General features: G+C 62.1%; 22 protein-coding genes, 1 tRNA gene and 1 pseudogene. 9 read left to right on the forward strand and 15 right to left on the reverse strand.

Going from position 1 to position 23,752, the window contains the following annotated elements; genetic code table 11:
* Window positions 1-69 precede the first annotated feature (69 nt).
* The 4 genes from HOP53_RS16210 (at window position 70) to HOP53_RS16225 (ending at window position 3,605) form a co-directional block, all read left to right on the forward strand.
* Entirely contained in the window at window positions 70-1,323 is a 1,254-nt protein-coding gene (locus tag HOP53_RS16210; RefSeq protein WP_234270984.1) for an ABC transporter permease, read from the forward strand.
* A gap of 3 nt (window positions 1,324-1,326) precedes the next feature.
* On the forward strand, window positions 1,327-2,178 hold the full coding sequence (locus HOP53_RS16215; RefSeq protein ID WP_234270985.1) for an ABC transporter permease: 852 nt from the start codon (window positions 1,327-1,329) through the stop codon (window positions 2,176-2,178).
* A 258-nt stretch (window positions 2,179-2,436) separates the two neighbouring features.
* A complete protein-coding gene (locus HOP53_RS16220; protein ID WP_234270986.1) occupies window positions 2,437-2,871 on the forward strand; it encodes a hypothetical protein in 435 nt (144 codons plus the stop codon).
* Window positions 2,872-2,978: 107 nt separating this feature from the next.
* The gene (locus tag HOP53_RS16225; protein ID WP_234270987.1) at window positions 2,979-3,605 is read left to right on the forward strand and encodes a hypothetical protein; all 627 of its coding nucleotides are present in this window, start codon (window positions 2,979-2,981) and stop codon (window positions 3,603-3,605) included.
* Between the two features lie 251 nt (window positions 3,606-3,856).
* Here the strand turns inward: HOP53_RS16225 and HOP53_RS16230 are convergent, their stop codons facing one another.
* The 4 genes from HOP53_RS16230 to HOP53_RS16245 form a co-directional block, all read right to left on the reverse strand.
* A complete protein-coding gene (locus tag HOP53_RS16230) occupies window positions 3,857-5,245 on the reverse strand; it encodes a sigma-54-dependent transcriptional regulator (protein WP_234270988.1) in 1,389 nt (462 codons plus the stop codon).
* A complete protein-coding gene (locus HOP53_RS16235) occupies window positions 5,242-6,699 on the reverse strand; it encodes a sensor histidine kinase (protein WP_234270989.1) in 1,458 nt (485 codons plus the stop codon). Before HOP53_RS16235 ends, HOP53_RS16230 begins: the two co-directional genes overlap by 4 nt.
* Window positions 6,700-6,764: 65 nt before the next feature.
* Window positions 6,765-7,919 (reverse strand): PQQ-dependent sugar dehydrogenase, encoded by a 1,155-nt coding sequence (locus HOP53_RS16240; protein WP_234270990.1) that lies wholly within the window; start codon window positions 7,917-7,919, stop codon window positions 6,765-6,767.
* Between the two features lie 92 nt (window positions 7,920-8,011).
* Window positions 8,012-8,887 carry an AEC family transporter gene (locus tag HOP53_RS16245; protein ID WP_234270991.1) on the reverse strand — a complete coding sequence of 292 codons (876 nt, stop codon included), beginning with the start codon at window positions 8,885-8,887 and terminating at the stop codon, window positions 8,012-8,014.
* Window positions 8,888-9,023: 136 nt separating this feature from the next.
* Here HOP53_RS16245 and HOP53_RS16250 point away from each other — a divergent pair, with 136 nt between their 5' ends.
* Window positions 9,024-10,835 carry an ABC transporter ATP-binding protein gene (locus tag HOP53_RS16250; protein ID WP_234270992.1) on the forward strand — a complete coding sequence of 604 codons (1,812 nt, stop codon included), beginning with the start codon at window positions 9,024-9,026 and terminating at the stop codon, window positions 10,833-10,835.
* An 11-nt stretch (window positions 10,836-10,846) separates the two neighbouring features.
* Here the strand turns inward: HOP53_RS16250 and HOP53_RS16255 are convergent, their stop codons facing one another.
* On the reverse strand, window positions 10,847-11,107 hold the full coding sequence (locus tag HOP53_RS16255; protein WP_234270993.1) for a hypothetical protein: 261 nt from the start codon (window positions 11,105-11,107) through the stop codon (window positions 10,847-10,849).
* A gap of 167 nt (window positions 11,108-11,274) precedes the next feature.
* Window positions 11,275-11,868, reverse strand: a complete 594-nt coding sequence (locus HOP53_RS16260; RefSeq protein ID WP_010629576.1) for a hypothetical protein — start codon at window positions 11,866-11,868, stop codon at window positions 11,275-11,277.
* 144 nt (window positions 11,869-12,012) lie between these two features.
* On the opposite strand from HOP53_RS16260, the gene HOP53_RS16265 reads away from it, so the two are divergent.
* From HOP53_RS16265 to HOP53_RS16275, 3 genes and pseudogenes are all read left to right on the forward strand, one after another.
* Window positions 12,013-12,089: transfer RNA gene (locus HOP53_RS16265), tRNA-Ile, on the forward strand.
* Window positions 12,090-12,252: 163 nt separating this feature from the next.
* Window positions 12,253-12,426: an Arm DNA-binding domain-containing protein gene (locus HOP53_RS16270; protein WP_234270994.1), complete on the forward strand. Its 174-nt coding sequence runs from the start codon at window positions 12,253-12,255 to the stop codon at window positions 12,424-12,426.
* A 40-nt stretch (window positions 12,427-12,466) separates the two neighbouring features.
* Window positions 12,467-13,545 (forward strand): annotated as a pseudogene (locus HOP53_RS16275) (IS3 family transposase).
* A 46-nt stretch (window positions 13,546-13,591) separates the two neighbouring features.
* Here HOP53_RS16275 and HOP53_RS16280 read toward each other — a convergent pair.
* The 8 genes from HOP53_RS16280 to HOP53_RS16315 form a co-directional block, all read right to left on the reverse strand.
* The gene (locus tag HOP53_RS16280) at window positions 13,592-14,056 is read right to left on the reverse strand and encodes a glycerate kinase (RefSeq protein WP_338073306.1); all 465 of its coding nucleotides are present in this window, start codon (window positions 14,054-14,056) and stop codon (window positions 13,592-13,594) included.
* Window positions 14,057-14,069: 13 nt separating this feature from the next.
* Window positions 14,070-15,095, reverse strand: coding sequence for a LacI family DNA-binding transcriptional regulator (locus HOP53_RS16285; protein WP_234270995.1), 1,026 nt, complete (start codon window positions 15,093-15,095; stop codon window positions 14,070-14,072).
* An 88-nt stretch (window positions 15,096-15,183) separates the two neighbouring features.
* Window positions 15,184-16,116 (reverse strand): 3,5-dioxohexanoate:acetyl-CoA acetone transferase, encoded by a 933-nt coding sequence (gene kce, locus HOP53_RS16290; protein ID WP_234270996.1) that lies wholly within the window; start codon window positions 16,114-16,116, stop codon window positions 15,184-15,186.
* Window positions 16,117-16,145: 29 nt separating this feature from the next.
* A complete protein-coding gene (locus HOP53_RS16295; RefSeq protein WP_234270997.1) occupies window positions 16,146-17,081 on the reverse strand; it encodes a 3-hydroxyacyl-CoA dehydrogenase in 936 nt (311 codons plus the stop codon).
* Window positions 17,082-17,100: 19 nt separating this feature from the next.
* Window positions 17,101-17,874, reverse strand: coding sequence for an SDR family oxidoreductase (locus HOP53_RS16300; RefSeq protein ID WP_234270998.1), 774 nt, complete (start codon window positions 17,872-17,874; stop codon window positions 17,101-17,103).
* A 21-nt stretch (window positions 17,875-17,895) separates the two neighbouring features.
* Window positions 17,896-19,164 (reverse strand): TRAP transporter large permease, encoded by a 1,269-nt coding sequence (locus tag HOP53_RS16305; protein ID WP_234270999.1) that lies wholly within the window; start codon window positions 19,162-19,164, stop codon window positions 17,896-17,898.
* Between the two features lie 2 nt (window positions 19,165-19,166).
* Window positions 19,167-19,679: a TRAP transporter small permease gene (locus HOP53_RS16310; RefSeq protein WP_234271000.1), complete on the reverse strand. Its 513-nt coding sequence runs from the start codon at window positions 19,677-19,679 to the stop codon at window positions 19,167-19,169.
* A gap of 61 nt (window positions 19,680-19,740) precedes the next feature.
* Window positions 19,741-20,739 (reverse strand): DctP family TRAP transporter solute-binding subunit, encoded by a 999-nt coding sequence (locus tag HOP53_RS16315; protein ID WP_234271001.1) that lies wholly within the window; start codon window positions 20,737-20,739, stop codon window positions 19,741-19,743.
* 579 nt (window positions 20,740-21,318) lie between these two features.
* Here HOP53_RS16315 and HOP53_RS16320 point away from each other — a divergent pair.
* Window positions 21,319-23,274 (forward strand): methyl-accepting chemotaxis protein, encoded by a 1,956-nt coding sequence (locus tag HOP53_RS16320; RefSeq protein WP_234271002.1) that lies wholly within the window; start codon window positions 21,319-21,321, stop codon window positions 23,272-23,274.
* Between the two features lie 61 nt (window positions 23,275-23,335).
* Here the strand turns inward: HOP53_RS16320 and HOP53_RS16325 are convergent, their stop codons facing one another.
* The gene (locus HOP53_RS16325) at window positions 23,336-23,749 is read right to left on the reverse strand and encodes a RidA family protein (protein WP_234271003.1); all 414 of its coding nucleotides are present in this window, start codon (window positions 23,747-23,749) and stop codon (window positions 23,336-23,338) included.
* Window positions 23,750-23,752: the final 3 nt, after the last annotated feature.

Genomic DNA, 23,752 nt, shown 5'->3' on the forward strand with positions numbered 1-23,752 from the left:
CCGCCCGGCTGCTGACCGGGCGGCGCTAACCACTGCCTTCGTCGTCATGCTGCCTTCCGGAGGGCCAGAGTGTCCGATTCTCCTGCAACCCCGTTGACCACTGCTGATGGCGTGCCGCTCAAGGTCAGCCTGCGCCGCGCCGTGAGACGCTCGAAGATCAAGGCTTTCCTGCTGGTATCGCCGCTGCTGCTGTTTCTCGTTGTCGCCTTCGTCATGCCCATCTTCGAGATGCTGTGGCGCAGCGTCGACAACCCCGAAGTATCGACTCACCTTTCGCGCACCGTCGAGGCCCTGGAGGGCTGGGACAGAGAGTCGCTGCCCGGGGAGGAGGTCTTCGCGGCGCTGGCCGAGGATCTGCGTGAAGGGCAGCAAGCACGTAACCTGGGGCTGCTGTCGAGCCGCTTGAACTACGAGAAGTCGGGCATGCGTTCGACCATCACCCGCACTGCCCGCGGCCTTGGCGCGCTCGAGCCGCCCTACCGTGAAGCGCTGATCGAACTCAATGACACCTGGGGCGAGCTCGATACCTGGAAGCTGATCCAGCGCGAGGCCTCGCCGCTGACGATCAGCTACTACTTGGCGGCGGTGGACCGCCAGCTCACGCCTGATGGCGAGATCGTTCGCGCTCCCGAATCCCAGCGCCTGCACGTCACTCTGTTCTGGCGCACGCTGTGGATGAGCCTGGTCATCACGGGCCTGACGCTGCTGCTTGGCTATCCCGTGGCCTTCCTCCTGGCCAGCCTGCCGCTGCGCTATTCCAACCTGCTGATGATCCTGGTGCTGCTGCCGTTCTGGACGTCGCTGCTGGTGCGCACGACGACCTGGATTGCCATTCTGCAGTCGCAAGGGGTGCTCAACGACCTGATGGTCGCCGTCGGGGTGGTCGCCGATGATGCGCGCTGGCAGATGATCCACAACAAGACCGGCACCATCGTCGCCATGACCCACATTCTGCTGCCGTTCATGATTTTGCCGCTGTACTCGGTGATGAAGACCATCCCGCCGAGCTACATGCGTGCGGCGCGTTCACTGGGTGGCCGCCCCTTCCTGTGCTTCCGGCGCGTCTACTTCCCGCTCACCATTCCGGGCATCGCCGCCGGGGGGATTCTGGTGTTCATCCTGTCGATCGGCTACTACATCACTCCGGCGCTGGTCGGCGGGCAGTCGGGGCGCTTCATCACCAACTACATTGCCTACCACATGCAGACTTCTCTCAACTGGGGCCTGGCGGCGGCAATCGCCTCGATTCTGCTGTTCGTGGTGGTGGTGTTCTATCTGGTCTTCAATCGCCTGATCGGCGTCGACAAGGTCAAGTTGGGGTAAACGATGGCCATACCTTCCTATGCCACCCGCGGCGAGCGCATCTGGCACTACGTGTTCCTCGGCATCTGCGCGCTCATCTTCCTGTTCCTGGTGGGGCCGCTGCTGATCATCATCCCGCTGTCCTTCAATGCGCAGCCTTACTTCACCTTCTCCCAGGAGATGTTGTCTCTCGATCCGGCGGGTTACTCGCTGCGCTGGTACCAGGATTTCTTCACCTCACGAGCCTGGCTGCACGCGATCAAGAACAGCTTCATCATCGGCATCGCTTCGACGATCCTGGCCACTATCCTGGGCACGATCGCGGCACTGGGGCTGTCGAGCCGCCACATGCCGGCTCGCAGTGTCATCATGGCGCTGCTGATCTCGCCGATGATCGTACCGCTGATCATCTCTGCAGCCGCCATGTTCTTCTTCTTCTCCAAGGTCAATCTGGCCCAGACCTATCTCGGCGTGATTCTGGCGCATACCGCACTCGGGATTCCCTTCGTCGTCATCACCGTGACGGCGACGCTGTCGAGCTTCGATACGACCTTGATCAAGGCGGCCCACAGCCTGGGCGCCAATCCGACGCGAACCTTCTTCAAGGTCGTGTTGCCGCTGGTTACCCCCGGGGTCGTATCCGGTGCTCTGTTCGCCTTCATCACCTCCTTCGATGAAGTGGTGGTGGTGCTGTTCATTTCCGGTCCCGAGCAGCGCACCATGCCGATCCAGATGTGGTCCGGCATCCGCGAGCAGATCAGCCCGACGATCCTCGCCGTCGCCACGCTGCTGGTACTGCTCTCCATGTTGCTGCTGACGACGCTGGAGCTGCTGCGTCGACGCAGTGAGCGGCTGCGAGGCGTCACACCGGAATAAACCATCTCACGCTTCGGCAAGACGAGCAGGGAGACGTCGTGACGTCTCCCTGCTTGTCGTGGGCAGTCGGTTCAAGCTGTGGCAAAGCTGCCCATGTGTCAGTTTGAGTCACCCTTCATGTCGTTTCTCAGAACCTTTTTATCGTCTTATTTTTATATAAATCATTGTTTTTTATACGTTATAAGAATTAACTGGAAGAGTGGCACGCCATGTGCTGATATCTAGGTGAGGATGAATCAATCAGGGAGAGGAACCCAGATGAGCCATAGAACGCGTGCAAGCAAACCTGCCAGGCAGATGACAGCCTTGGCCTCGGCAGTGGCTCTGGCGCTAGGTACGCTGTCTCTTGCTGGTTGCGGCAACGACGATGACGTGCCGCCTGTCGAGCAGGAGAGTCCGGCAATGGAAGAGCAGACTTCCCCGATGCAGGACACCACGGCCGATCCCGGCATTGATCAGACCGATACGGCCGCTGGCGACGGCTCGGCAGAGCCGATTACCGGGGCCGAGGATAGCCCGGAGGGCATGGGCGATGTAACGCCTGAGCAGGATCCGCTGCCTGAAGCCGAGCAAGAGCCGGTTCCCGATGAGGATGAGCTCGAGGAAGAGTTCGACGGTGAACAGGACACCATGGACCAAGGACAGGTCGACGATCCCTTGGTTGAAGAGGAAGAAGAGCAAGGTGGTAACTGATCCTTCGATCTGACCCCTTTCGCTTCGTGCCGCCATCGGGACGATGGCGGCTCAGGGCAGGATGCCCATTACATTTCGCGCAAGGCGATACCGCAGGAGGTGGAATCATGATGTCCAAGGAATTTCTGAAGAAGCTAGGCATTGTTGGTGTGACCATGGGGCTGACCGCTAGCCCGTTCGCACTGGCCCAGCAGACCCAGACTCAGCAGGACGAGTTCCAGACTCAAGAACAAGCCCAAGATCCGGCTGAAGCCGTTCAAGGCGCTCCGGGTGCAGAGCCCACGCCGGGTACTGACGCCGCGCCGGGGGCCGGCACAGGTCCGGGTGCCGACCCGGCTCCCATGGAAGATGGTGTGGCCCCGGGTGAAGCCGATCCGGCCTTCCCGGATACCGGCACCGAGGCAGCGCCCGGTACTGCGCCGGGTATGCAAACCGACCCGGGTATGCAAACTGATCCGGGGGCTGAGACCATGCCCGGTGCCACTGACGGCGCACCTGGTGCCGAGCCTACTCCGGGCACTGATGCAGCGCCTGGTGGGCCCGGGGCCGACCCCGCTCCGATGGAAGATGGCGTAGCACCGGGTGCTGATCCGGCCGCTCCGGGTATGCAGCAGGAAGGTGAGGCTGGCTTCGGTGAAGGCACCGAGCCGATGCCGGGCAACGACGGTTACGATGCGACCTCTCCGGAAGAGGAAATCGGCCCGGGTGCCGCTGGTAGCACTAGTAACCAGTAATCGAGCCGACGCTGGCAGCGGACGAACAGGGAAGTAACCGAGTTCGCTGCCGAGGATGGAAGAGGCAACGTAATGGACGCCGAGCCTCTTCCCCTCCGAGCATGACGCGTCGCAATTGGCTGACGGCCCGCCACCCTCCCCCCTTGCACCGTCAGTCGAGTTGCATGGCGTACTTCGCCCCCGCGCTCCCACGGGGGCCTTTTTACGTTTTCGGTCGCTTTATGATCTCGGTCGCAACGCCTGAATGATCGTCAATCTTCCTCCAGCCGCCGATAGAGTGTGCGTCTGGCGATCCCCAGGATATCCGCCGTGCGGCGCTTGTTACCCCCAGTGGCTTCCAGAACCTTCTGGATATAGCGTTTCTCGACTTCCTCGAGACTTGGCCAGCTCTGCTGACTTCGAGCTACCAGAGCGCTGCCGGTTTCGATCTGGCGCACCACGCCGCGCTGCTCCTGGCCATGCTGGCGAATACGCTCCGGCAAGTCGGCGTGGCTGAGCAGCCCCTCCTCGGCCAGGGTCACCGCCCGCATGATGGCATTCTCGAGCTCTCTCACGTTGCCCGGGTATGGGTAGTCGAGCAGGATCTGCAGCGCCGTGGGCTCTACACTTTCGATGCGCTTGCCTTGGGCCGTGGCGTGCTTCTCGATCAGCGCCGACACCAGGCGTTCGATGTCGCCCTGGCGTTCGCGCAGCGACGGAATGCGCAGGGAGAAGGTCTCCAGTCGGTAGAACAGGTCGCTGCGGAAATTCCCGCTCTCGATCTCCTGCTCGAGGTCACGGTGAGTGGCGGCGATGATGCGCACGTCCACCGACTCTTCCTTCTCGGCCCCCACGGCCTTGACCATCTTCTCCTGTAGGGCGCGCAGCAGTTTGGCCTGCAGGCCAGGCGACATCTCGCCGATCTCATCGAGGAACAGGCTGCCGCCGTTGGCCGCCTGAAACAGGCCCTGGCGTGAATCGCTGGCTCCGGTGAAGGCCCCCTTCACGTGGCCGAAGAACTCGCTCTCCATCAGTTCCGAAGGAATGCTGGCGCAGTTGACGGCGATGAAGGGCTCGGCGGCGCGGAGGCTTTCGGCATGAATGGCACGTGCCAGCAGCTCCTTGCCGGTGCCGCTCTCGCCCAGGATCAGAATCGGCGCGTCGCTCTTGGCCAGGCGTGCCGCATCGTGGAACAGTGCCTGCATCGTCTCGCTCTCCCCGACGATGCCATGGAAATGACCGGGCGCCTCGCCCTGCTGGAAGCGCTCGGCCAGACGCCGGTTCTCCAGCACGCGATAGACCGCTTCGCCCACGCTTTCCAGATCGAGCGGTTTGGTCAGAAAGTCGTCGGCACCGATCTTCAGCGCCTCCACGGCCTGGTCGATGGTGCCAAACGCGGTGATCACGATGAAACCGATCCGGCTGCCCTCCTGGCGAAGCTGCTCGAGCAGCTGCATGCCGCTCATGCCGGGCAAGCGCACGTCACTGATGATCATGGCCACTTCGCTGTGGCTCAAGGTGAGCATGGCTTCCTCGGCGCTGCCGACACCGAGCGTCTGGTAGCCGGCTTCCTGCAGCTCCTCCTCGAGCAGCTCCAGGATGGCGGCGTCATCCTCGACGACCAGTATCGGCAGGTCGGATTGGGTGTGGCTTCCTGTCACGTGGCAGTCCCTCCTTCCTCGCTATCGTTCAGTGGCAGCCCGATCTCGAAGCCGGCTCCCCCCAGCTCGCTGTCGTAAACACCGACAGTGCCGCCATGATCGTTAATGATTCGATGTACCATGGATAATCCCAGGCCGCTGCCCTGACCCACGGGCTTGGTGGTAAAGAATGGGTCGAAGACTTTTGGTTTGTCCTGATCGGCGATGCCGGGGCCATCGTCCTCTATCCACAGTGTCAACCAATTCTCCTTGTTCCGTACGCGGATGCGCACGCGTTCGACGCCCTTGGCCTGTGCCGCGTTGCGCAGCAAGTTGGTCAGTACCTGTATCAGCTGCTGGCCGTTGGCCAGTAATGGCGGCGTCGTCACGGGCAGGTCGAACTCGAGGCGTATGTCACTCTGTTCGAAGTCCTCCTCGACCAGCTCGCGGGTGGTCTCGAGCAGGCCGGCGAGCTGCAGCGGCTCCTTCTCGACGTTGTGGCGCCGGCCCAGCTCCATCAGCTGGCGCACGATCTCGACGATACGCTCCACCTCGCTGCGTATGCGCCCAAGTCGGGTGCGATCTGCATCGGTGAGCGTCTCGCGTCGCGAGAGGCGCTGTGCCTGGCCGTTGATTACCGTTAGCGGTGCGCCTATCTCGTGGGCGACGCCCGCCGCCAGCACACCGAGCTCGGCGAGCTTCTTCGACTTGCGCAGGCGCTTCTCGAGTTCGATCTCCTTGCGCCGACGTGTCTCGATATCGGCGTCCTTCTCGGCCATGGCATCGAGCATGCCATTGAGGGCCACCGCCAGGCGTTCGTACTCTTGTGGTCCCTCGGCTTCGGCACGCTGCTCCCGGTCGCCGGCCTCCACCCGCTGCATGACAGACAGCAGCCGCTCCAGCGGGCGCTCGATATGACGCCGAAAGCCCCACCAGATACCCAGCACTATCCCGGCCGCGCCGACGACGAACGCCAGCAGCGCCAGTTGGCTGAGAAAACCGGTGTAGTTCTCGATCCCGGTGTTGAGCCGGTTGACCTGCAGCACACCCTGCACCTCGCCGGTATTGGACAACAGCGGTTTCAAAGCGGAGTAGTAATGCCAGCCGTCGTGTTCGCGATAGGCCGCGCGCATCTCGCCGCGCTCGGCGACTTCGCGGATGGTCTCGGGGCTGAACAGGGCCTGCCCCAGGCCAAGCCCGTATATCTCGCGCCCGTTGGCATCGAAGACATAGGCGCCGTAGATGCGATGGAAGGAGAACGCGGAATAGAGCGACTCCTCGAGCGGCTCGGTGGCGTTGCGACTGAGGGCATGGCTGAGGGTCGTGCCGATGACGTTGGTGATGACTTGGACTTCCCGCTCGAGGCGAGTGCGCACGTTGTCCTCTAGCGACTTGATGGCCACCAGGCTGAAGATCAGCAGCACGAGGAACAGCGGTGCTATGACGGTAATGAGGATGAGATTGCGTAGGCGCATGGCATCTCGCAGGCAGCGTTAGACGAATGCGGCACCGGCCCACACGGGCCGGTGCCGCGCTGGAATCACTCCACCGGCCTCAGCCGGTAGAGGCTGCCTTGCGCTTCGTCGTTGATCAGGTAGATGGCGCCATCGTGTCCCTGGTGCACGCCGCGGATGCGTCCGATCTGCCCATCCAGCACCACTTCGCTGTCGGCCACTTGTTCGCCCTCGATCGACAAGCGGTATAGCCGCTCGCCACGCAGCCCGCCGGCCAGCAGGTCCCCCTTCCATTCGCCGAACGTGGCCGAGGTCACCTGAGCCAGGCCGGAGGGGGCGAAGGGAGCTTCGAAGACGTGGATCGGATCCTGCATTCCCGGCAGGGAGTCCTCACCGATGGGCTCGCGGGTGCCGTAGTCGCGCCCCTGGCTGACCTCGGGCCAGCCGTAGTTTTCTCCTGCGACGATGAGATTGAGCTCGTCACCGCCGAAGGGGCCGTGTTCGGTGGCCCAGACCTCGCCCTGTTCGGTCACCACCATGCCCTGAATGTTGCGGTTGCCGAGGGTGAAAATTTCGGCGAGGGTGGCGTCATCGTCGGTGAAGGGGTTGTCGTCGGGGACGCTGCCGTCGGCGGCCAGCCGCAGCACGCTGCCGGCATGATCGTCTGCTGCCTGGGCGCGCTCGGGTGTGCCCCGGTCGCCGATGGACATCAGCAGGGTCTCGTCGGGCAGCCAGGCGAGTCGTGAGCCATAGTGCCGCCCGGGGCCGGAGAAGCGGTCCTGTTCGAATAGCGTCTCGACGTCGCTTAGGGCATCGTCGCTCAGTCTGGCGCGGCTCAAGGCCGTTGCCGTGCCGCCGTCGCCGGGCTTGCTCCAGCTGAAGTAGAGCCAGTCGTGCTCACCGTCGCCATAGCGAGGGTGCAGCGTGACGTCGAGCAGGCCACCCTGACCTTGAGCGCTGACCTCGGGCACGCCCTCGAGATGCGTGATGTTGCCGTCCTCGTCGATCAGCGCCAGGCGTCCCGGTCGCTCGGTGACCAGAAAGCGCCCGTCGGGCAGCATGGTCACCGCCCAGGGGTTCTCGAGGCCATCGGCGATGCGCTCCAGGCGCAATTCCAAGTGTTCGGTGGAGAGACTCTCTTCGATGACTTCGGCGCCGACCGCTACGGTGGCCAGAGCAGTGCCGCATGTCGCGATACCTGCCAGCACAGCGATGGACAATGGCTTGCTTGCTTCGTGCATGACTTCCTCCCTTGCATTTCTTTGCCGCCCCAAAGAATAGAGACTGTGGTGCAGCCGGGGTGTTCCCTTCACCCCTCGGTCCCGCTTGCCGGCTACATCAGAATAGCCAGCAGAATGGGCAAGTAGAACAGCGCCAGCAACGTCGAGCAGAACACCAGGCTGGCGACATACTCCGGCTCTCGCTTGGCGCGCTGAGCGAATAGGTAGTTGAACACCGCTACCGGCATGCACATTTGCAGTATCAGGATGCTGAGTGCCAACGGCGGCAGGTTCAGCAGTGTGCCGATACCCCAGGCCAACAGCGCGGCGATGGGGATGCGCAGCAGGCTGAATCCGATGCCCGTCTTGAGGTTCTTCACCTTGATGCTGGCCAGCGATACGCCCAGCGTGATCAGCATCAGCGGCACCGTGAAACCCGAGATCAGATCGACGCTGTTGTCCAGCCAAAGCGGCAGTCCGGTATCGGTCAGCAGCAGGGTCAGTGCTATCAGGATAGCGTAAACCGTAGGCGTCCTGAGCAGAGTCTTCAAAGGGTTGCCGGTGCTGGCGAAGATGGCGCCGATGGTGAACTGAAACAGCGAGACCGTGACCATCACCGTGATGCCGAAAGCGAAACCCGAGCTGCCGAAGGCGTAGAGCACCACCGGCAGGCCCATGTTGCCGGTGTTGGGGTACATCATCGGTGCCAGCAGCACACGCCAATCCTGTTTCAGCAGGCGTGCCATGGCGAAGGTGGCGCCGCCCATCAGCGTCATGACCAGGGCGGCGGCCAGCATGGTGCGCCCGAAGCTGCCGGCATCGATGTCGGCCCCTGTGAGCGAGGCGATGACCAGGGCCGGCGTGCCGATGTTGAAGACCAGGCGGGTGACGAAGTCGACGGGAAAGGGATGTCCCAGGCGGATCCACGTGAAGCCCAGTCCGGCACCGGCCAGAATGGGGGCCATGACGGCGAAGAGATCGGGGATCATCGAGCATCCTTGGCGGTGAGAAAGCCCAGTATTGTCGTGAAGAGTGCGGTGGCGATGCAAGCTCGCCGCATGTCGCTGCCTTGGTGCAAATGGGTGAAACCGTTAAGCTGCGAATCTTGTTCGCCAGGAATCTCTCATGTCAGCCAACGCTTCTGCCAACAGTTTCCATGCGCTGGTGCGTCTGCTGCGCTATGCGCGCGGCTATCGGCGCCGCATCGTTGCCGCCACCACCTGCTCGGTAATCAACAAGATCTTCGATATCGCCCCCGAGATCCTCATCGGCGTGGCCATCGACGTTGTGGTCAACCAGGAGCGCAGCTTCGTCGCCCGGCTCGGCTTCACCACGCCCCAGGAGCAGATCCTGGTGCTCGCCGTGCTCACCTTCTTCATCTGGGCCGGCGAGTCGATCTTCGAATATCTCTACAAGATCCTGTGGCGCAACCTGGCCCAGCGGCTGCAGGCCGACATGCGCCTGGACACCTACGAGCACGCCCAGCGTCTCGACATGGCCTATTTCGAGTCGAAGAGCTCGGGCCAACTGGTGGCGACCATGAACGACGACGTCAACCAGCTCGAGCGCTTTCTGGACGGCGGCGCCAACTCGCTGATCCAGGTCGGCGTCACCGTGGTGGCGGTGGGCGCGGTGTTCTTCGTCATCTCGCCCTTGATTGCGCTGCTCGCCTTCACGCCGATCCCGCTGATCATCTGGGGAGCGTTCTTTTTTCAGCGCAAGGCCGGTCCGCTCTACGCCGACGTGCGCGAGAAGGTGGGCGATCTCGCCAGCCGGCTCTCCAACAACCTGGCCGGTATCGCCACCATCAAGAGCTTCACCAGCGAGGCGCGTGAGGCCGAGCGGCTGCGCACGGTCAGTGAGGCCTACGTAGAGGCCAACCGCCGCGCCATCCGGGTCAGCTCCGCCTTCATCCCGGTGATCCGCATGGCGATCCTGGCCGGCTTTCTGGCCACTTTCACCGTGGGCGGCATGCTGGCGCTGCGCGGCGACCTCAACGTGGGCGCCTACGGCGTGCTGGTGTTCCTCACCCAGCGCCTGCTGTGGCCGCTCACCGGCCTCGCCGAGGTGATCGACCTGTTCGAACGCGCCATGGCCAGCACGCGGCGCATCCTCGACCTGCTGGCGGTACCGATCACGGTGAAGGACAACGAAGGCCAGCCGCTGGCCGAGCCGGTGCGCGGCGAGGTGAGCTTCGATAACGTAAGCTTCCGCTACGCAGCGAGCGGTGTCGGCGTCGATGGCATCAGCCTGCACGTGCCTGCCGGCAATACCCTGGCCCTGGTGGGCGCCACCGGCTCCGGCAAGTCGACCCTGATGAAGCTGCTGCTGCGCTTCTACGACCCCTCGGCCGGCGAGGTGCGCATCGACGGTCAGCCGATCAGCGAGGTGAGCCTTGCCTCGCTGCGCCAGGCCATCGGTCTGGTGAGTCAGGACGTCTATCTGTTCGAGGGTTCGATCCGCGACAACATCGCCTACGGCAAGCCCGATGCCAGCGAAGAAGCGGTGATCGAGGCGGCGCGCATCGCCGAGGCCTGGGAGTTCATCCAGGCGCTGCCCCAGGGGCTCGACACCGCCGTGGGCGAGCGCGGCGTGCGCCTCTCCGGCGGCCAGCGTCAGCGCCTCTCGCTGGCTCGGGCGCTACTCAAGGACCCGCCGATCCTGGTACTCGACGAGGCCACCAGCGCGGTGGACAACGAAACCGAGGCGGCCATCCAGCGCTCGCTGGCCAAGATCGGCCACGGTCGCACCGTGATCATGATCGCCCACCGGCTCTCCACCATCGTTCACGCCGACGAGATCGTGGTCGTCGACGGCGGCCGGGTGGTGGAGCAGGGCAGCCATGCCGAGCTACTCCAGCGCGGCGGCCGTTACGCCGCGCAGTGGCGGGTGCAGACCGGGGCGCTGGAGGAGAGCGAGGTGCTGGGCTCTGCCTAGCGGCAGTCTCGCTAGATGAACAGGGCCACCCAAACCACGGTGACCACCGCAAGCGGGCCGGCCAGCACACGGTAGTTCTTCCACAGCGGCTTGTCGGCCAGCTCGCGTGATTCCTCGTGCCAGGCCGCGCGGGACCAGACGTATTCCTTGAGCGCTTCCCGCTCCGGTGGCTCGCTGAACAGAGTGATGCCGACGAACAGCGTAAGACTCAGCAGCAGCATGACCCCGGCACCGTAGAGGAACTGCAGCTGATACAGCTCGAACTCGGGCACGGTCTCCCACCTCTGCCCATGGTTCAGGATCGAAACGGCCCCGATGACCCTCCAGGTCGAGCCGTTTCGACGTCGGACTGCTTAACGAACCCTAGTCCAGTACAAATTTAGCCCAGCGGGGGCAGGGCCGGCAACGCAGGCGCCAGTGCCCTTACCTCATCAGCAGATTACCTCACCAGCAGGGCATCGAGCCTGACCGGCACCTCATCGCCGATTTGCTCGTAACCGAGCAGCAGCATCACCGAGCGCAGGGTGGGGTCCGCCATTAGCGCCTGGCCATCCAGCGCCACCCGCTCGGCGTTGGTCACCTGCACCTCGGCACTGCTTCTCTTGGTGAAGCGTACCGGCAGCGACTCCTGGCGTACGTTGTTTCCTGAACGTACCGTCATCGTCAGGGTTTCCACCAGCGACTCACCCACCTCGAGCCGCTCCAGCCGCTCGGGCGGAAACTGGGTGGTCAGGGTGGCCATGGGCCGCTCGGTCAGGCCGGAGAGCCACGGCGGCAGCGGCCCCAGCCGCTCCACCACGTCGCTCTGGTTGAGCCGCAGCGGCAGCTCCAGGGTGCCGTTCGTACTGGCACTGCCGCTCAGCCTGCGCACCTCGTGCTGGCGGGGAATGGGGCCGTCGGGGGCGATCTGCATCACGGTGGCCGACACCCGCGAACGCTCCGGGTCGAGCTCCCAGGCGGAAAGCGGCAGGGCAAACAGCAGGGCGGTGGCGCCCAGCGGCAACAGCGAGAAAGAAGCGAAAAGGCGTTTCATGAGCGGTGCGTCTCCAGGAGCGAAAGGCTCACCCAGAAGACACGCCAAACGCCGGGAAGTGCCCGACGCAGCGGCGCGAATTTGCCGCCGCCCAGGCTCTGGCCACGCCCACCAGCTTTCGCTATCATACGGCGGCGCAATGCAGGGCCTATAGCTCAGTTGGTTAGAGCAGGGGACTCATAATCCCTTGGTCGCTGGTTCGAGTCCAGCTGGGCCCACCAAATTTCCTTCCCGCTCCATCCCAGAACAAGCCATAAACCCCGCCACCATGGGCTTCATGAGTTAGTCGAGGTTTCATGACATGTCAGAATGATTCTTGACAGGCCCCCCGCCGAAGGGGGCATCAATGGGGGCACAACCACATGATGTCCATTTGGTGCCCCCATGAGCCAACGCCAGACCAACAAACTGACCGCCACCGCCACCGCCACCGCCACCGCCACCGCCACCGGCGTGCGCAACGCCAAAGCCCGCGATAGTACCTACCGCTTAGCCGATGGGGGCGGTCTCTATCTGGAGGTGACCTTTCCCCCAGAAACCGGTCCACCGTCGATGTGAGATTTCCGCTACGATTATCCTGATAGCAGGAGATCTCGCGATGAAGCGTAACCGACATACCGAAGAGCAGATCATCAGCATACTCAAGGCCAACGAGCGCGGCGTCTCGATCGCCGAGCTGGCTCGACAGAACGGCGTGACCGAGCAGACCATCTACCGCTGGAAGGCCAAGTACAGCGGCATGGAAGTCTCGGAGGCCAAGCGCCTGCGCGAGCTGGAGCCCGAGAACGCCCGGCTCAAGAACCTGCTGGCGGAAAGCGCCCTCGACAATGCCGCGCTCAAGGAGATCGTCTCGGGAAAGTGGTGACGCCCGAAGCGAAGCGGCGTGCGGTGAAGCACCTGGTGGCAGGCGGCTGGCTCAGCCAGCGAGGTGTCTGCTGATTGCTGGGCCTGGCGAGATCAGTGGCTCGGTACCAGGCCATGCCGCGTGACGATGAGCCGCTTCGGGCCCGCCTACAAGCCTTGGCGACCTGCTATCCCCGCTATGGCTACTTGCTGCTGCATGCCTTGTTGCGCCAGGAGGGTTTGGTGATCAATCGCAAGCGTACCTACCGGCTGTATTGTGAGCATGGCCTTCAAGTTCGGAGCCGGCGGCGCAAGCGGCTGATTCGGCCAAGGACACCGATGCCACTGCCGGCCCGCCCCAGCCAGCGCTGATCGATGGACTTCGTGTCGGATCAGTTGGCCTCGGGGCATCGGTTTCGCGTGCTGAACATCGTGGACGACTTTAGCCGCGAGTGTATCGGGCAACTGACGGACACGTCCATTTCAGGACCTCGGCTGGCCCGGTTCCTCGACGAGATCGCGCAGCAGCGCTCACTGCCAGCCTCGATTGTTTGCGATAACGGGCCGGAGCTGACCAGCAAGGCAATGTTCTTCTGGTCACGTGAGCGGAAGGTAACACTGGCGTTCATCCAGCCGGGCAAGCCGACGCAGAACGCCTTCATCGAGAGCTTCAACGGCAAGTTCCGAGACAGCGGCCTCAACCAGCACTGATTCCTGAGCCTGGCGGATGCACGACACGAAATCAGTCAATGGAGAACCCACTACAACCATGTCAGACCGCACAGCTCGCTGGGCTATTTGCCACCCGTGGCCTATGCCCAGCAATGTGCCTGAAGGAGCGGTTTCTCACATTGATGACGGACCTAAACCAGGGGGAAGGTCACAGCAGCCGGGCGCCCAGGGCCTGCAGCATACCCGCACCCGCACCGTTGGTTGCGCTGCCGCCGAGCATGAGCACCAGCCGCTCGGCACCTGCGTCGAGGGCGGCAAGAATCAGCTCACCCACGCCATGGGTAGAGGTATGCAGCGCCGTGCGCTCCGGAGGCGCCAGCGGTTGGAGTCCACAAGCCTCGGCCAGCTCGATGTAGGCTGTGCGGGTGGCGGCGTGCCAGCCCCACTCTGCCTGGCAGGCTCTTCCCAGGGCATCCTGTACCAACTGGTGACGCCGCTGTGCTCCCGTCGAGACGATCAGGGCATCGAGCGTTCCTTCCCCACAATCCCCCATGGGACATTCATCCCACTGCACCTTTGGCGAGGCTCGCTGTATGCCGGCCGCCAGGGCGGTGACGGCGTCACGTGCCGGTAGGGCGTCCTTGTAGCTGTCCGTCGCAAGTAAGATCTGCACGCTGCACCTCCTTTCAACTGTCCTCGGGGCAGCGCGGCAGGCGCCGAGTACTGCTGCGTAGCATAGGCGTAACCGATAGCGTGATGTGCTCCGGTGTGGTGTCTGTCTGGTGGATCTGTGCCATCAGCAGCTCAGTGGCTTTCATGATCATCTGATCGACGGGCTGCTGCAGGGTTGTCAGGGAGTGGCTGGGCCAACTTGCCATCGGCACATCGTCGAAACCGATAACCGAGACATCATCCGGCACCGTGAGGCCGAACTCGTGGCGGATGGTTTCCATCGCGGCAATCGCCATCACGTCGTTCGCGCAGAACAGAGCATCCGGTGGCGATTTGGCTGCAAAAAGACGCCGCGTGGCATCACAGGCATCCGTGTAGCGGTAGTTGCCCACTTCCAGCGCATGGCAGCCGACGCCTTCGGTGGCAAGCCCTTCGATAAAGCCGGCGTGCCGCTGTTGATCGGTAGAAGAGTCGGGCAGCCCTGACAGGTAGGCGATGCGTTGGTGACCCAGTGAGGCGAGGTAGCGTCCGGCCCAGTACCCACCACTGAAGTTGTCGCTACCGACCTGGCTGATTCCCGCATAGTTTACGGTGCGGTTGATGATGACTACCGGTATGCCGAAATCCGCCACTTCTTGTGCCTGGGCGTCATCTAGAGTGATGGCCAGCATCAGTACGCCTTCAACCTGACTTCGAATGATATCGTCGATGACCGTAGCAAACCCCCTATCCGAGGGGGCGAAGAACAGCAGCAGGTGATATCCCTGCTGCTGAAAGAACCGTGATGCCTTCTCCAGCATAAAGGCATAGAAAGGGTTCTCGACGCTGTAAGTGACCACGGCAATGGTGCGACTGGAGCGGGTGATCAGCGAACGTGCGATCGAATTGGGGCGATATCCCAGCTCGCGTGCCGCCGCCATCACTTTTTTGCGCGTTTTGTCCGCCACCTTGGCATCGGATGAAAAACTGCGACTCACCGCCGACTGTGATACCCCTGCCAGCCTGGCCACATCGCGGGAGGTTACGGATTTCCTTTTCATTCATCACTCTCTGAGAGGGCCGGACTTATCACACCAGTACGATGGAACTATTTGAAGATCGTGGGCTTGCCCCAGCCTGCAAGTCTCCTTAGAAGCCGACCTTGTCGGCGCCTTTCAACTGCAGCATCTCACGGGCTTCTTCGGGGGTCGCTATCTCCAGCGATAGGCCTTCTAGAATTTCTCGCACCTTGGCAACTTGGCTGGCATTGCTTTCGGCCAGCTTGCCCCGGGAGAGCCACAGCGAGTCCTCGAGCCCCACGCGAACATGTCCACCCATGGCTGCCGCCTGCGCAGCGATGCGCATCTGACTGCTTCCGGCACCCAGCACTGACCATTCATAGTCATCGCCGAACAGCCGGTCAGCAGTACGGCGCATGTGCATCACGTCTTCTGGGTGAGGGCCGATACCTCCGAGGATGCCGAACACGCTCTGCACGAAGATGCGCCCCCCGACAATGCCGCGGTCCATGACATTGCGCAGGCTGTAGAGGTGACCGATATCGTAGCATTCACACTCGAAGCGCGTGCCGTTCTTGCCGCCAAGCGTCATGGCGGTCTCGATGTCGGCGAAGGTGTTCTTGAATACCAGGTCGCGGCTGTTTTCCAGGTGTGCGCGCTCCCATTCGTGCTGAAAGTTGTCATAGCGGTTGAGCATGGGGAACAGGCCGAAGTTGATCGACCCCATGTTCATCGAAGCCAGTTCCGGCTTGAACTCCATGGCTGGACGCATGCGCTCTTCCACGGTCATGTGCGGGCTACCGCCGGTGGTGAGGTTAATGACCGCATCCGTGGACCCCTTGATGCGCGGCAGGAATCGTTCGAACACGGCAGGATCCTGGGTTGGCTTGCCATTCTCTGGATCCCGGGCGTGTAGGTGAAGGATGGCGGCGCCAGCCTCGGCTGCAGCGATACCGGCCTCGGCGATCTCTTCCGGAGTAACCGGCAGGTGCGGTGACATGGAAGGGGTGTGGATGGCGCCGGTCACGGCGCAGGTGATGATGACTTTGCGTTTGTTAGTCATAGATTAGAGCTCTCCTAGGGGCGTCGGGGTCAGGAAGGGGTTACTGTGCGCTGATGCGCCATCAGCGCCATGAGTCGACGGTCGCGCCAGGCTTGTTGGTCGGCGAGCCCTTGGCTCGGCAGCCGTTCACGGCGCTCCTTGTCCAGTGCGGCGAGCGTCACGCTGTCCCAGGGGTCGTCGTCGCCGCGCTGGCGGTCTACATCTCGGTATAGGGGGCCATAGCGCTGGCCATAGTCGACCACGCCGGACGGCGCATTTAGGTCGATGGTTTCGAAGGGCCCCATGAAGGACCAGCGCAGCCCCAGCCCGTGCTTGACGGTCTTGTCGAGATCCTCGGCGGAGACATAACCGTCGCGGAACAGGCGCAGCGCCTCGTTGAGCAGGGCGCCTTGCAGACGGTTGAGGATGAATCCTTGGATTTCCTTGCGCACCATGATGGGAGCCTGCTGAGCCAGCGCCATGAGACGCATGGTGTGGTTCACCGCAGTCTCCGACGTTGACGGGGTGGGGACGACTTCCACCAACGGGATCAGGTAGGGCGGGTTGACCGGATGCGCTACCAGGCAGCGTTCCGGGTGGCTCAGTTGATCAGTGAACCGGGAGGCGGCGATGCCCGAAGTAGAACTGGCCAGTACGGTATCGCTGTCCACTACCGCTTCCAGCTCGGCATAGATGCCTCGCTTGGCCGCGATGTTCTCGGGGCCGCACTCCTGGATATACTCGACATCTGCCATGGCGCGTCGCAGATCGCTCTCCGTCTGGATCAACGCCAACGGGGCTTCCACGTCCTCGATCAGGCCCGCCTGCTTGAGGTCGACAAGGGATTGGCGGATGGCCTCCCGGGCCTTGTCCAGAGCGGTGACATCCACATCATAGAGAGCTACGGTCATGCCTGCCCTGGCAAAGACGATGGCCCATGCCCGCCCGATCAGGCCGGCTCCGACGATACCTATTCGCGCTGTCATTAGGTGACTCCTTCGTCGCTCACAGAGATTCGACGTTGGCACAGACGCTCAGCGCCTGGCCTGAGATATTGGCGCCTCCCGGCGCTGACAGGAAAAGTGCCATTGCCGCGATATCGGTGGGCTCCACCATTTTTCGCATGGAAACCTTGGCCAGGTTTTCCTGCTCCATCTCGGCGTAGCTGATGCCGCGTTTGGCAGCGCGATCTTCGATGACCTTCTCGATGCGTGGCCCGCTGACGATACCGGGCAGGATGGCATTTACCCGCACTCCCTCGGGGCCGAGTTCACATGCGAGGCTCTTAGTCAGGCCGACCACGGCCCATTTGCTGGCGGAATAGGGGGTGCGATAGGCGAAGCCCAGGCGGCCGGCAACCGACGCCAAGTTGATCAGCAGTCCCTGGCTCTCGCGCAGGAGGGGGGCGGCGCGATGAGCGACGCGGTACTGGCCGTTGAGGTTGATATCGATGGTTCGGGTCCAGCTTTCGTCATCGATTTCGTCAATGCTCGCGGTGGGTCCGGCAATCCCGGCATTGTTGACCACCACGTCGAGCCCGCCCAAGGCGGCGGCCTCCTCGAAGAGCCGGTCGACATCGGTGTGCTGGCTGACATCTGCCTGCGTATGGGTAATGCCTTTGGGCAGGGCAGCTAGCGCTTTGGTGTCGATATCACAGACGTGTACGCGCGCTCCGGCCTCCAGAAAGGCCTTGGCAATGGCTAGGCCGATACCATTCGCGCCTGCCGTGATCAGGACTCTCAGGTTAGGGCGTGGCGCCAGGCTTTCAACGACGTTCATATGGTTTCTCCTCGAATGGGTTTACAGCGATGGCAGCCAGGTGGAAAGGAAAGGCAGCAGGCTGATAAGCAGCAGGTTGATGAGCACAATCCCGACGAAGGGCAGCACGGCCCAGGAAAGGCGGGCGATACCGATCTTGCTGATCTGGGAGGCTACGAAGAGGTTGAGCCCCACCGGTGGGGTGAACATGCCCATGGCGAGGTTGACCACCATGATGATTCCGAAATGAACCGGGTCGAAGCCAAAGCCGATGGCAATCGGCAGCAAGATCGGCACGAAAATCAGGATGGCAGCGGCCGCCTCGATGAACATGCCGGCCATCAGCAGGAGCATGTTGGCCAAAATGATGAAGAGAAGGGGGCTGTCGATAGCCGACATGACGTATTCAGAGATCATGTTCGGCACTCTCAGGCGCTGAAGAATTCGTCCATAGAGACCGGCGGCGGCGATGATGCTGAGAACCACGGCGGTTGTGACGGCCGATTGTTTGAGGATATCGACCAGGCTACTGAGTTTGATCTCCCGGTAGATGACAAAGCCGACCAGAAAGGAGTACACCACCGCGATGACCGCGGCTTCGGTTGGCGTGAAGATACCGCCGTAGATGCCCCCCAGTATGATCACCGGCATGAGGATAGCCAAAATCGCCTTGCGTCCGGCACGCAGCACTTCCGTCCAGGAGCTTTTCTCGTTGCCCCCCAGGCCGTTAGCTTTTGCGAAGAAGTAGGCAAATACCAGAAGGCTGAGGGTAACCAGGATGCCGGGCAGGATACCGGCTATGAACATATCGCCTACCGAGACGTTGGCGGCGATCCCGTAGAGGATCAGCGGAATGCTGGGAGGAATGATTACCCCGAGGGCGCCGGAGGCGGCCTGGTTCGCTGCGGCATAGCCGCCGGGGTAACCCTTCGCTAGCATCGCTGGGATCAGGATGGCGCCGATGGCGGCGGTGGTCGCGGCTCCCGAACCGGAGATGGCGGCGAAGAACAGTGAGGTAACGATGGCGACCATCGCCAGCCCCCCCGTCATGCTGCCGACGAGTGTGTTGGAGAAGTCGACAAGGCGCTTGGAGATGCCGCCACCTTGCATCAAGTACCCTGCCAGGATGAAGAATGGAATCGCCATCAAAGGGAAGGAATTCACCGAGGCGATGAGCTGCTGTGCAACGACCACCATGGGCATCAGATCGCCATGCCATACGGTCACGGCTGAGGCCAGGCCGAGAGAGAAGGCGATGGGTACGCCGATGAGGAATAGGGAAATCAGCAAGAAAAACAGGATCATGGCCATGGTCAGTCCACCTCCTGCTTGGGCTCGTAAGGTACGCCGAGCGCCTCATCCACTAGCAGCCCAATGCTGTTGATCAGAATGACCACCCCCCCTGCAGGGACGGCCATGTAGGGCCACATCATCGAAATGCGGGTGCTGGGGGCAGTCTGGCTGGAGACTCGGTCCGTCAGCTCATAGCCGTACTTGATCATGATGAAGGCGAACAGGGCGGAACATAGAATGATGGCGATCCGCAGCAGGCAGGACAGCTTCTTGCCAGCATATTCCAGCAAGATGTCGACTGAGATCAGCGCCCCCTTACGATAGGCATAACCGGCTCCGAGGAAGGTCAGCCAGATCATGGAAAAGCGAGCAATCTCGTCGGAAAAATAGAGCGGACGGCCCACCACGAATCGTGCGAATACCTGCCAGAAAATGAGGACGGTCATCATCAACAAGAGACCTGCCAACACCCAGCCAATCACTCGATTGAAGTGTTCGATGGCTCTATTGGTCAGCATTAGATATGTCTTCATGGCTGCCTCATGCATCAGTAGAGTGCCCGCAGGAAGTCGTACCCCTGCGGGCATCGTGGGCTCAGTACTCGAAGTTGAGTGCAGCGTCGACAAGATCCTGACCGACGGTGGGGGCCCACTTTTCGATGACGGGAGCGACGGCCTCGCGGAAGGGGTCGAGATCGGGATGTGTGACGGTCATGCCCAGCTCTTCAAGCTGCACGACGTAACGCTGCTCCAGTTCCTGGCTGGCTTCACGCTGGATGGGAAGCGCTATCTGCGCAGCCTCGATAATGATGGCCTGATCTTCTTCGCTGAATGAGTTGAAGAGGTCCAGGCTCATCATCAGAGGAGCCGGTGAGTAGACGTGCTGAGTCATGTTCAGGTAGTCCTGAACTTCATAGAAATTCACGTCGTAGATGGTGGGCAGAGGGTTCTCCTGGCTGTCCATCACTCCCTGCTGCAGCGCGGTGTAGACCTCCGTCCAGGCCATGGGCGTGGCATTGGCACCCAGTGCTTCCCAGGTGTCGACCTGAACGCGGCTCTCCTGGGTACGGTGGTTGATCCCCCGTAGATCGCTGGGATGTTCGAGGGGACGGACCGAATTCGTATTGTGTCGGAAGCCATTCTCCATCCATGCCAGGAACTTCACGTTCATGTGCTCCTCGGCCAACTGAGCGAGATACTCACCGTGCTCGCTGTCCAGAAAGGCATAGGCATGCTCATGATTCTCGAACACATAGGGCAGGTCGAAGAGCATGAACTGGTCGACGAAGCCCCCCATCGGTCCGGTGGAAGAGATGCCGGCGTCAATGATGCCAAAGCCCATGCCTTCCACGACTTCTCGTTCTGCACCGAGGGCGTTGTCGTAGTGGGGTTCGATAGCCAAGCGGCCTTCCGAGAGGCGCTCCAGCTCCTCGCCGAACTTGAGAACGCCAACGCCTTGCTGGGATTCCGGGCCCAGCGGAAGGCTGACGTCGATGACTCGCTCTGGCTGGGCAAGAGCGGTTGTTGAAGTGGCCAAGGCGACGGCGGCTGCCAAGGAGGTGAGGGTGAGGGTCTTGGTCTGCAAGCGGTTCATGAAAAACTCCTGATCAAGCCAGCGTTTGCGCTGAGCGCGTTGTCGTTGTGTCTGTCATCTGCATCGATGGGGGCTCAGCAGTCTTTGTCCGTCCAATAAGCCAAGCCCAGAGCAAGTTCTAGTTCAGATGGCATACGTATGCAATTAATCATAGAGATTCGGTGCCGAGGTGGTATTTCAAGTAATTGAAAATAATGTAAATATACTTTAGTCGTATTAATGAATACGTATTCACAATCTGGACCTAGTGACGCTGTGTCACTCTAGGCCTAGTGGCGCTTTCCAGGCGCCCATTCATCTATGCGTTTCCCTTGATGTTGAATACGTTGACAGGGCGAGGCCGAGTTGCTCGCGGGTCATCTGCCCGGCGGGGTGAACTTGACTGGACAGCGAGCTGGGACGGAGCAAGGTGGAAGCAATGAAAATTTGACATTTATCAAGCTTCACATCTCTTACCCTCAAACTCCTCGAATTTGTGCCGATACGATCATGAGGCACGTCTCTCGTGCCGAGAACAATGAAAACGCTTCGCCGCTTGGCATTGCCTTTCGCCGCGGCACCTTGAGCAGGGGTGGTACGATGAACTCGATTGTCTATAGCAGGACCCAGGGGTCGCTCGATGCGGATGATCCGCAGGATGTGACGCTTTCTCCTTCTCAGCCTAAGCGTGAGCGGCTAGGCTTCAGCCGCCGCCTGACGCTGATGATCGTCTCGCTGGTGCTGATCTCGGTGATGCTGGTGGCGGGGTTGGTCTATGTCCAGTACCGTCAGTCGTTTACCCAGGCGACGGTTGATCGCCTGCAGGGAACCGGCGAGATGATGGCTGGCACCTTTACCCAGTGGCTCGATGCCCGCCAGGACGAGATCGCCTTTGTAGCCGGGCTCGACTCGGTGCGCCAGGTCGAGATCGAGCCGCTGCAGCACCTGCTGACGCGCCTCGCCGAGCAGAACGGCTACTACGATACGATCTTCTTCGTGGGCCCCGACGGCATGGGGGTGGCCGGGGTGAGCTTCGATGGCAGTGCAACCATCATGTCTTCCACCGAGGCTGCCGAGTTCCAGGTGGCGGATCGCGCCTGGTTCCGGGAGGCAATCCAGGGCCGGCCGGTGTTCTCCCAGCCGTTGGTCTCCCGTGCTACCGGCAACCAGGTGAGCAACGTAGTGGCGCCGGTGTTTGCCGAAAGCGGAGAGGTAGTGGGTGTCGTGCGTGCCGCAGTGCGTCTCGACGTGTTGTTCGAGCGTATGGCCGAGATGTCGCTGGGCGGAAGCTCGGATACCTATCTGCTGGGGGCCGACGGCATGCCGGTGACGCCGGTGGCGGCACTGGCTGGTGAGAGCCGTGTACTTGATACCCGTGCGTCGTTAGCCATTGGTGCCGGCGAGAGCGGCGTCGGCCGCTATGCCGACGTTGGCGGTACCGCGGTGATCGGCAGCTTCACCTACCTGCCACTATTGAACTGGGGATTGGTGGTGGAGGTGCCCGAGCGCGAGGCCTTGGCTGAGGTCTCACGTCTGTTCTGGATCCTGGTGGGCATCACTGCGGTCATCGTCTCCGTTGCCTTGCTGGTGAGTCTTGGCGTGGTGCGTTCGGTGGTGACGACCCTGGGCGGAGACCCCGAGCGCGCTGCCGAGGTGGTGCGCCGCGTGGTGCAAGGCGACCTGACCATGCGTGTACCGGTCAAGGCGGGAGACACCACCAGCCTGCTGGCCCACATGCACGAGATGCAGCGAAATCTGCAAGCCATGATGGGCGATATCAAACGCACCGCTGAGTCGGTCAGCGTGGCCAGCAACGAGATCGCCCAGGGCAACGAGGACCTGGCCAGTCGTACCGAGGAGCAGTCCTCGTCTTTGGTGGAGACGGCTTCGAGCCTGGAACAGATGACGGCTACCGTCAGACAGACGGCGGAATCATCGACCCAGGCGCGTGAGCTGACCCTCGAGCTTGACGAGCAGGCTCGCGATGCAAGCGGGGTGGGGCAGCAGGCAGCTCACTCCATGGGCGCCATCAAGGAGGCCAATCGGCGGGTCGAAAGCATCGTGGAGGCCATCGACGGCATCGCCTTCCAGACCAATCTGCTGGCTCTGAATGCTTCGGTCGAGGCGGCCAGGGCCGGTGAACATGGTCGCGGCTTCGCCGTGGTCGCCACCGAGGTTCGGCAGCTGGCGGGGCGCTGCGCGGCCGAGGCCAGCAAGATTCGCCAGCTGGTCGACTCCAGCGTAGCGAGTGTCGATGAGGGGGAGCGCCTTGTGCGCACGGCGAGCGATCAATTGGGAACCATCGTCGAGGGGGTGAAGCGGGTCTCGAGCTTTATCAGCGAGATTGCCACGGCATCTACCGAGCAATCGTCGGGCATCGAGCAGATCAACATGGCAGTCAGCCAGCTCGATGAGGTCACCCAGCAGAACGCCGCGCTAGTGGAAGAGGCCACCGCTGCCAGCCACTCCTTGAGTGATCAAGCACGCGAGCTGGCTAGGCTGGTGCAGCGCTTCAAGGTCGAGGAAGGAAGTACTGACTGCAGCATTCTCACTTAGCGGGTAGGGGTGGGCGTCTCGCGCTCACCCTGGGACTTCGCTTGGCAGTTTCGGAGTAGTGTCACTCGCCCGGCACCACTGCCGTTGCCTCGATTTCCACCTTGGCGCGATCCTCGATCAGGTCGGCGACTTGGACCATGGTCATGGCCGGGAAGTGCTTGCCCAGGACTTCCCGGTAGGCGGAGCCAACCTCCTTCAGGCGCGCCAGGTACTCCCGCTTGTCGATCACGTACCAGGTCAGTCGGACGAGGTGCTGCGGTCCGGCACCGGCCTCCTGCAGCACCTCGACGATGTTGGTCAGTGCCTGGTGGATCTGGTCGACGAAGTCGTCGCTTTCAAATATCTGGTCGCCGTTCCAGCCTATCTGGCCGCCCACATACAGGGTGCGGCCCGAGGCGATGACGCCATTGGCGTAGCCCACAGCGGGTTTCCAGTTGGCGGGGTGGAGGAGCTGATGAGCGGGCGCGGTGTTCATGGT

This window comes from Billgrantia ethanolica (assembly GCF_021404305.1).
GTDB classification, from domain to species: Bacteria; Pseudomonadota; Gammaproteobacteria; order Pseudomonadales; family Halomonadaceae; genus Halomonas; species Halomonas ethanolica.

Bases quoted from the DNA above. Each gene is read 5' to 3' on its own strand.
- HOP53_RS16300 (WP_234270998.1), bottom strand. From the start codon at position 17,874: ATGAACGTCGTTGAAAGCCTGGCGCCACGCCCTAACCTGAGAGTCCTG.
- HOP53_RS16240 (WP_234270990.1), bottom strand. From the start codon at position 7,919: ATGCACGAAGCAAGCAAGCCATTGTCCATCGCTGTGCTGGCAGGTATC.
- HOP53_RS16225 (WP_234270987.1), top strand. From the start codon at position 2,979: ATGATGTCCAAGGAATTTCTGAAGAAGCTAGGCATTGTTGGTGTGACC.
- HOP53_RS16260 (WP_010629576.1), bottom strand. From the start codon at position 11,868: ATGAAACGCCTTTTCGCTTCTTTCTCGCTGTTGCCGCTGGGCGCCACC.
- HOP53_RS16320 (WP_234271002.1), top strand. From the start codon at position 21,319: ATGAACTCGATTGTCTATAGCAGGACCCAGGGGTCGCTCGATGCGGAT.
- HOP53_RS16215 (WP_234270985.1), top strand. From the start codon at position 1,327: ATGGCCATACCTTCCTATGCCACCCGCGGCGAGCGCATCTGGCACTAC.
- HOP53_RS16245 (WP_234270991.1), bottom strand. From the start codon at position 8,887: ATGATCCCCGATCTCTTCGCCGTCATGGCCCCCATTCTGGCCGGTGCC.
- HOP53_RS16250 (WP_234270992.1), top strand. From the start codon at position 9,024: ATGTCAGCCAACGCTTCTGCCAACAGTTTCCATGCGCTGGTGCGTCTG.
- HOP53_RS16295 (WP_234270997.1), bottom strand. From the start codon at position 17,081: ATGACAGCGCGAATAGGTATCGTCGGAGCCGGCCTGATCGGGCGGGCA.
- HOP53_RS16220 (WP_234270986.1), top strand. From the start codon at position 2,437: ATGAGCCATAGAACGCGTGCAAGCAAACCTGCCAGGCAGATGACAGCC.
- HOP53_RS16325 (WP_234271003.1), bottom strand. From the start codon at position 23,749: ATGAACACCGCGCCCGCTCATCAGCTCCTCCACCCCGCCAACTGGAAA.
- HOP53_RS16285 (WP_234270995.1), bottom strand. From the start codon at position 15,095: ATGAAAAGGAAATCCGTAACCTCCCGCGATGTGGCCAGGCTGGCAGGG.
- HOP53_RS16310 (WP_234271000.1), bottom strand. From the start codon at position 19,679: ATGAAGACATATCTAATGCTGACCAATAGAGCCATCGAACACTTCAAT.
- HOP53_RS16315 (WP_234271001.1), bottom strand. From the start codon at position 20,739: ATGAACCGCTTGCAGACCAAGACCCTCACCCTCACCTCCTTGGCAGCC.
- kce (WP_234270996.1), bottom strand. From the start codon at position 16,116: ATGACTAACAAACGCAAAGTCATCATCACCTGCGCCGTGACCGGCGCC.
- HOP53_RS16270 (WP_234270994.1), top strand. From the start codon at position 12,253: ATGAGCCAACGCCAGACCAACAAACTGACCGCCACCGCCACCGCCACC.
- HOP53_RS16305 (WP_234270999.1), bottom strand. From the start codon at position 19,164: ATGGCCATGATCCTGTTTTTCTTGCTGATTTCCCTATTCCTCATCGGC.
- HOP53_RS16235 (WP_234270989.1), bottom strand. From the start codon at position 6,699: ATGCGCCTACGCAATCTCATCCTCATTACCGTCATAGCACCGCTGTTC.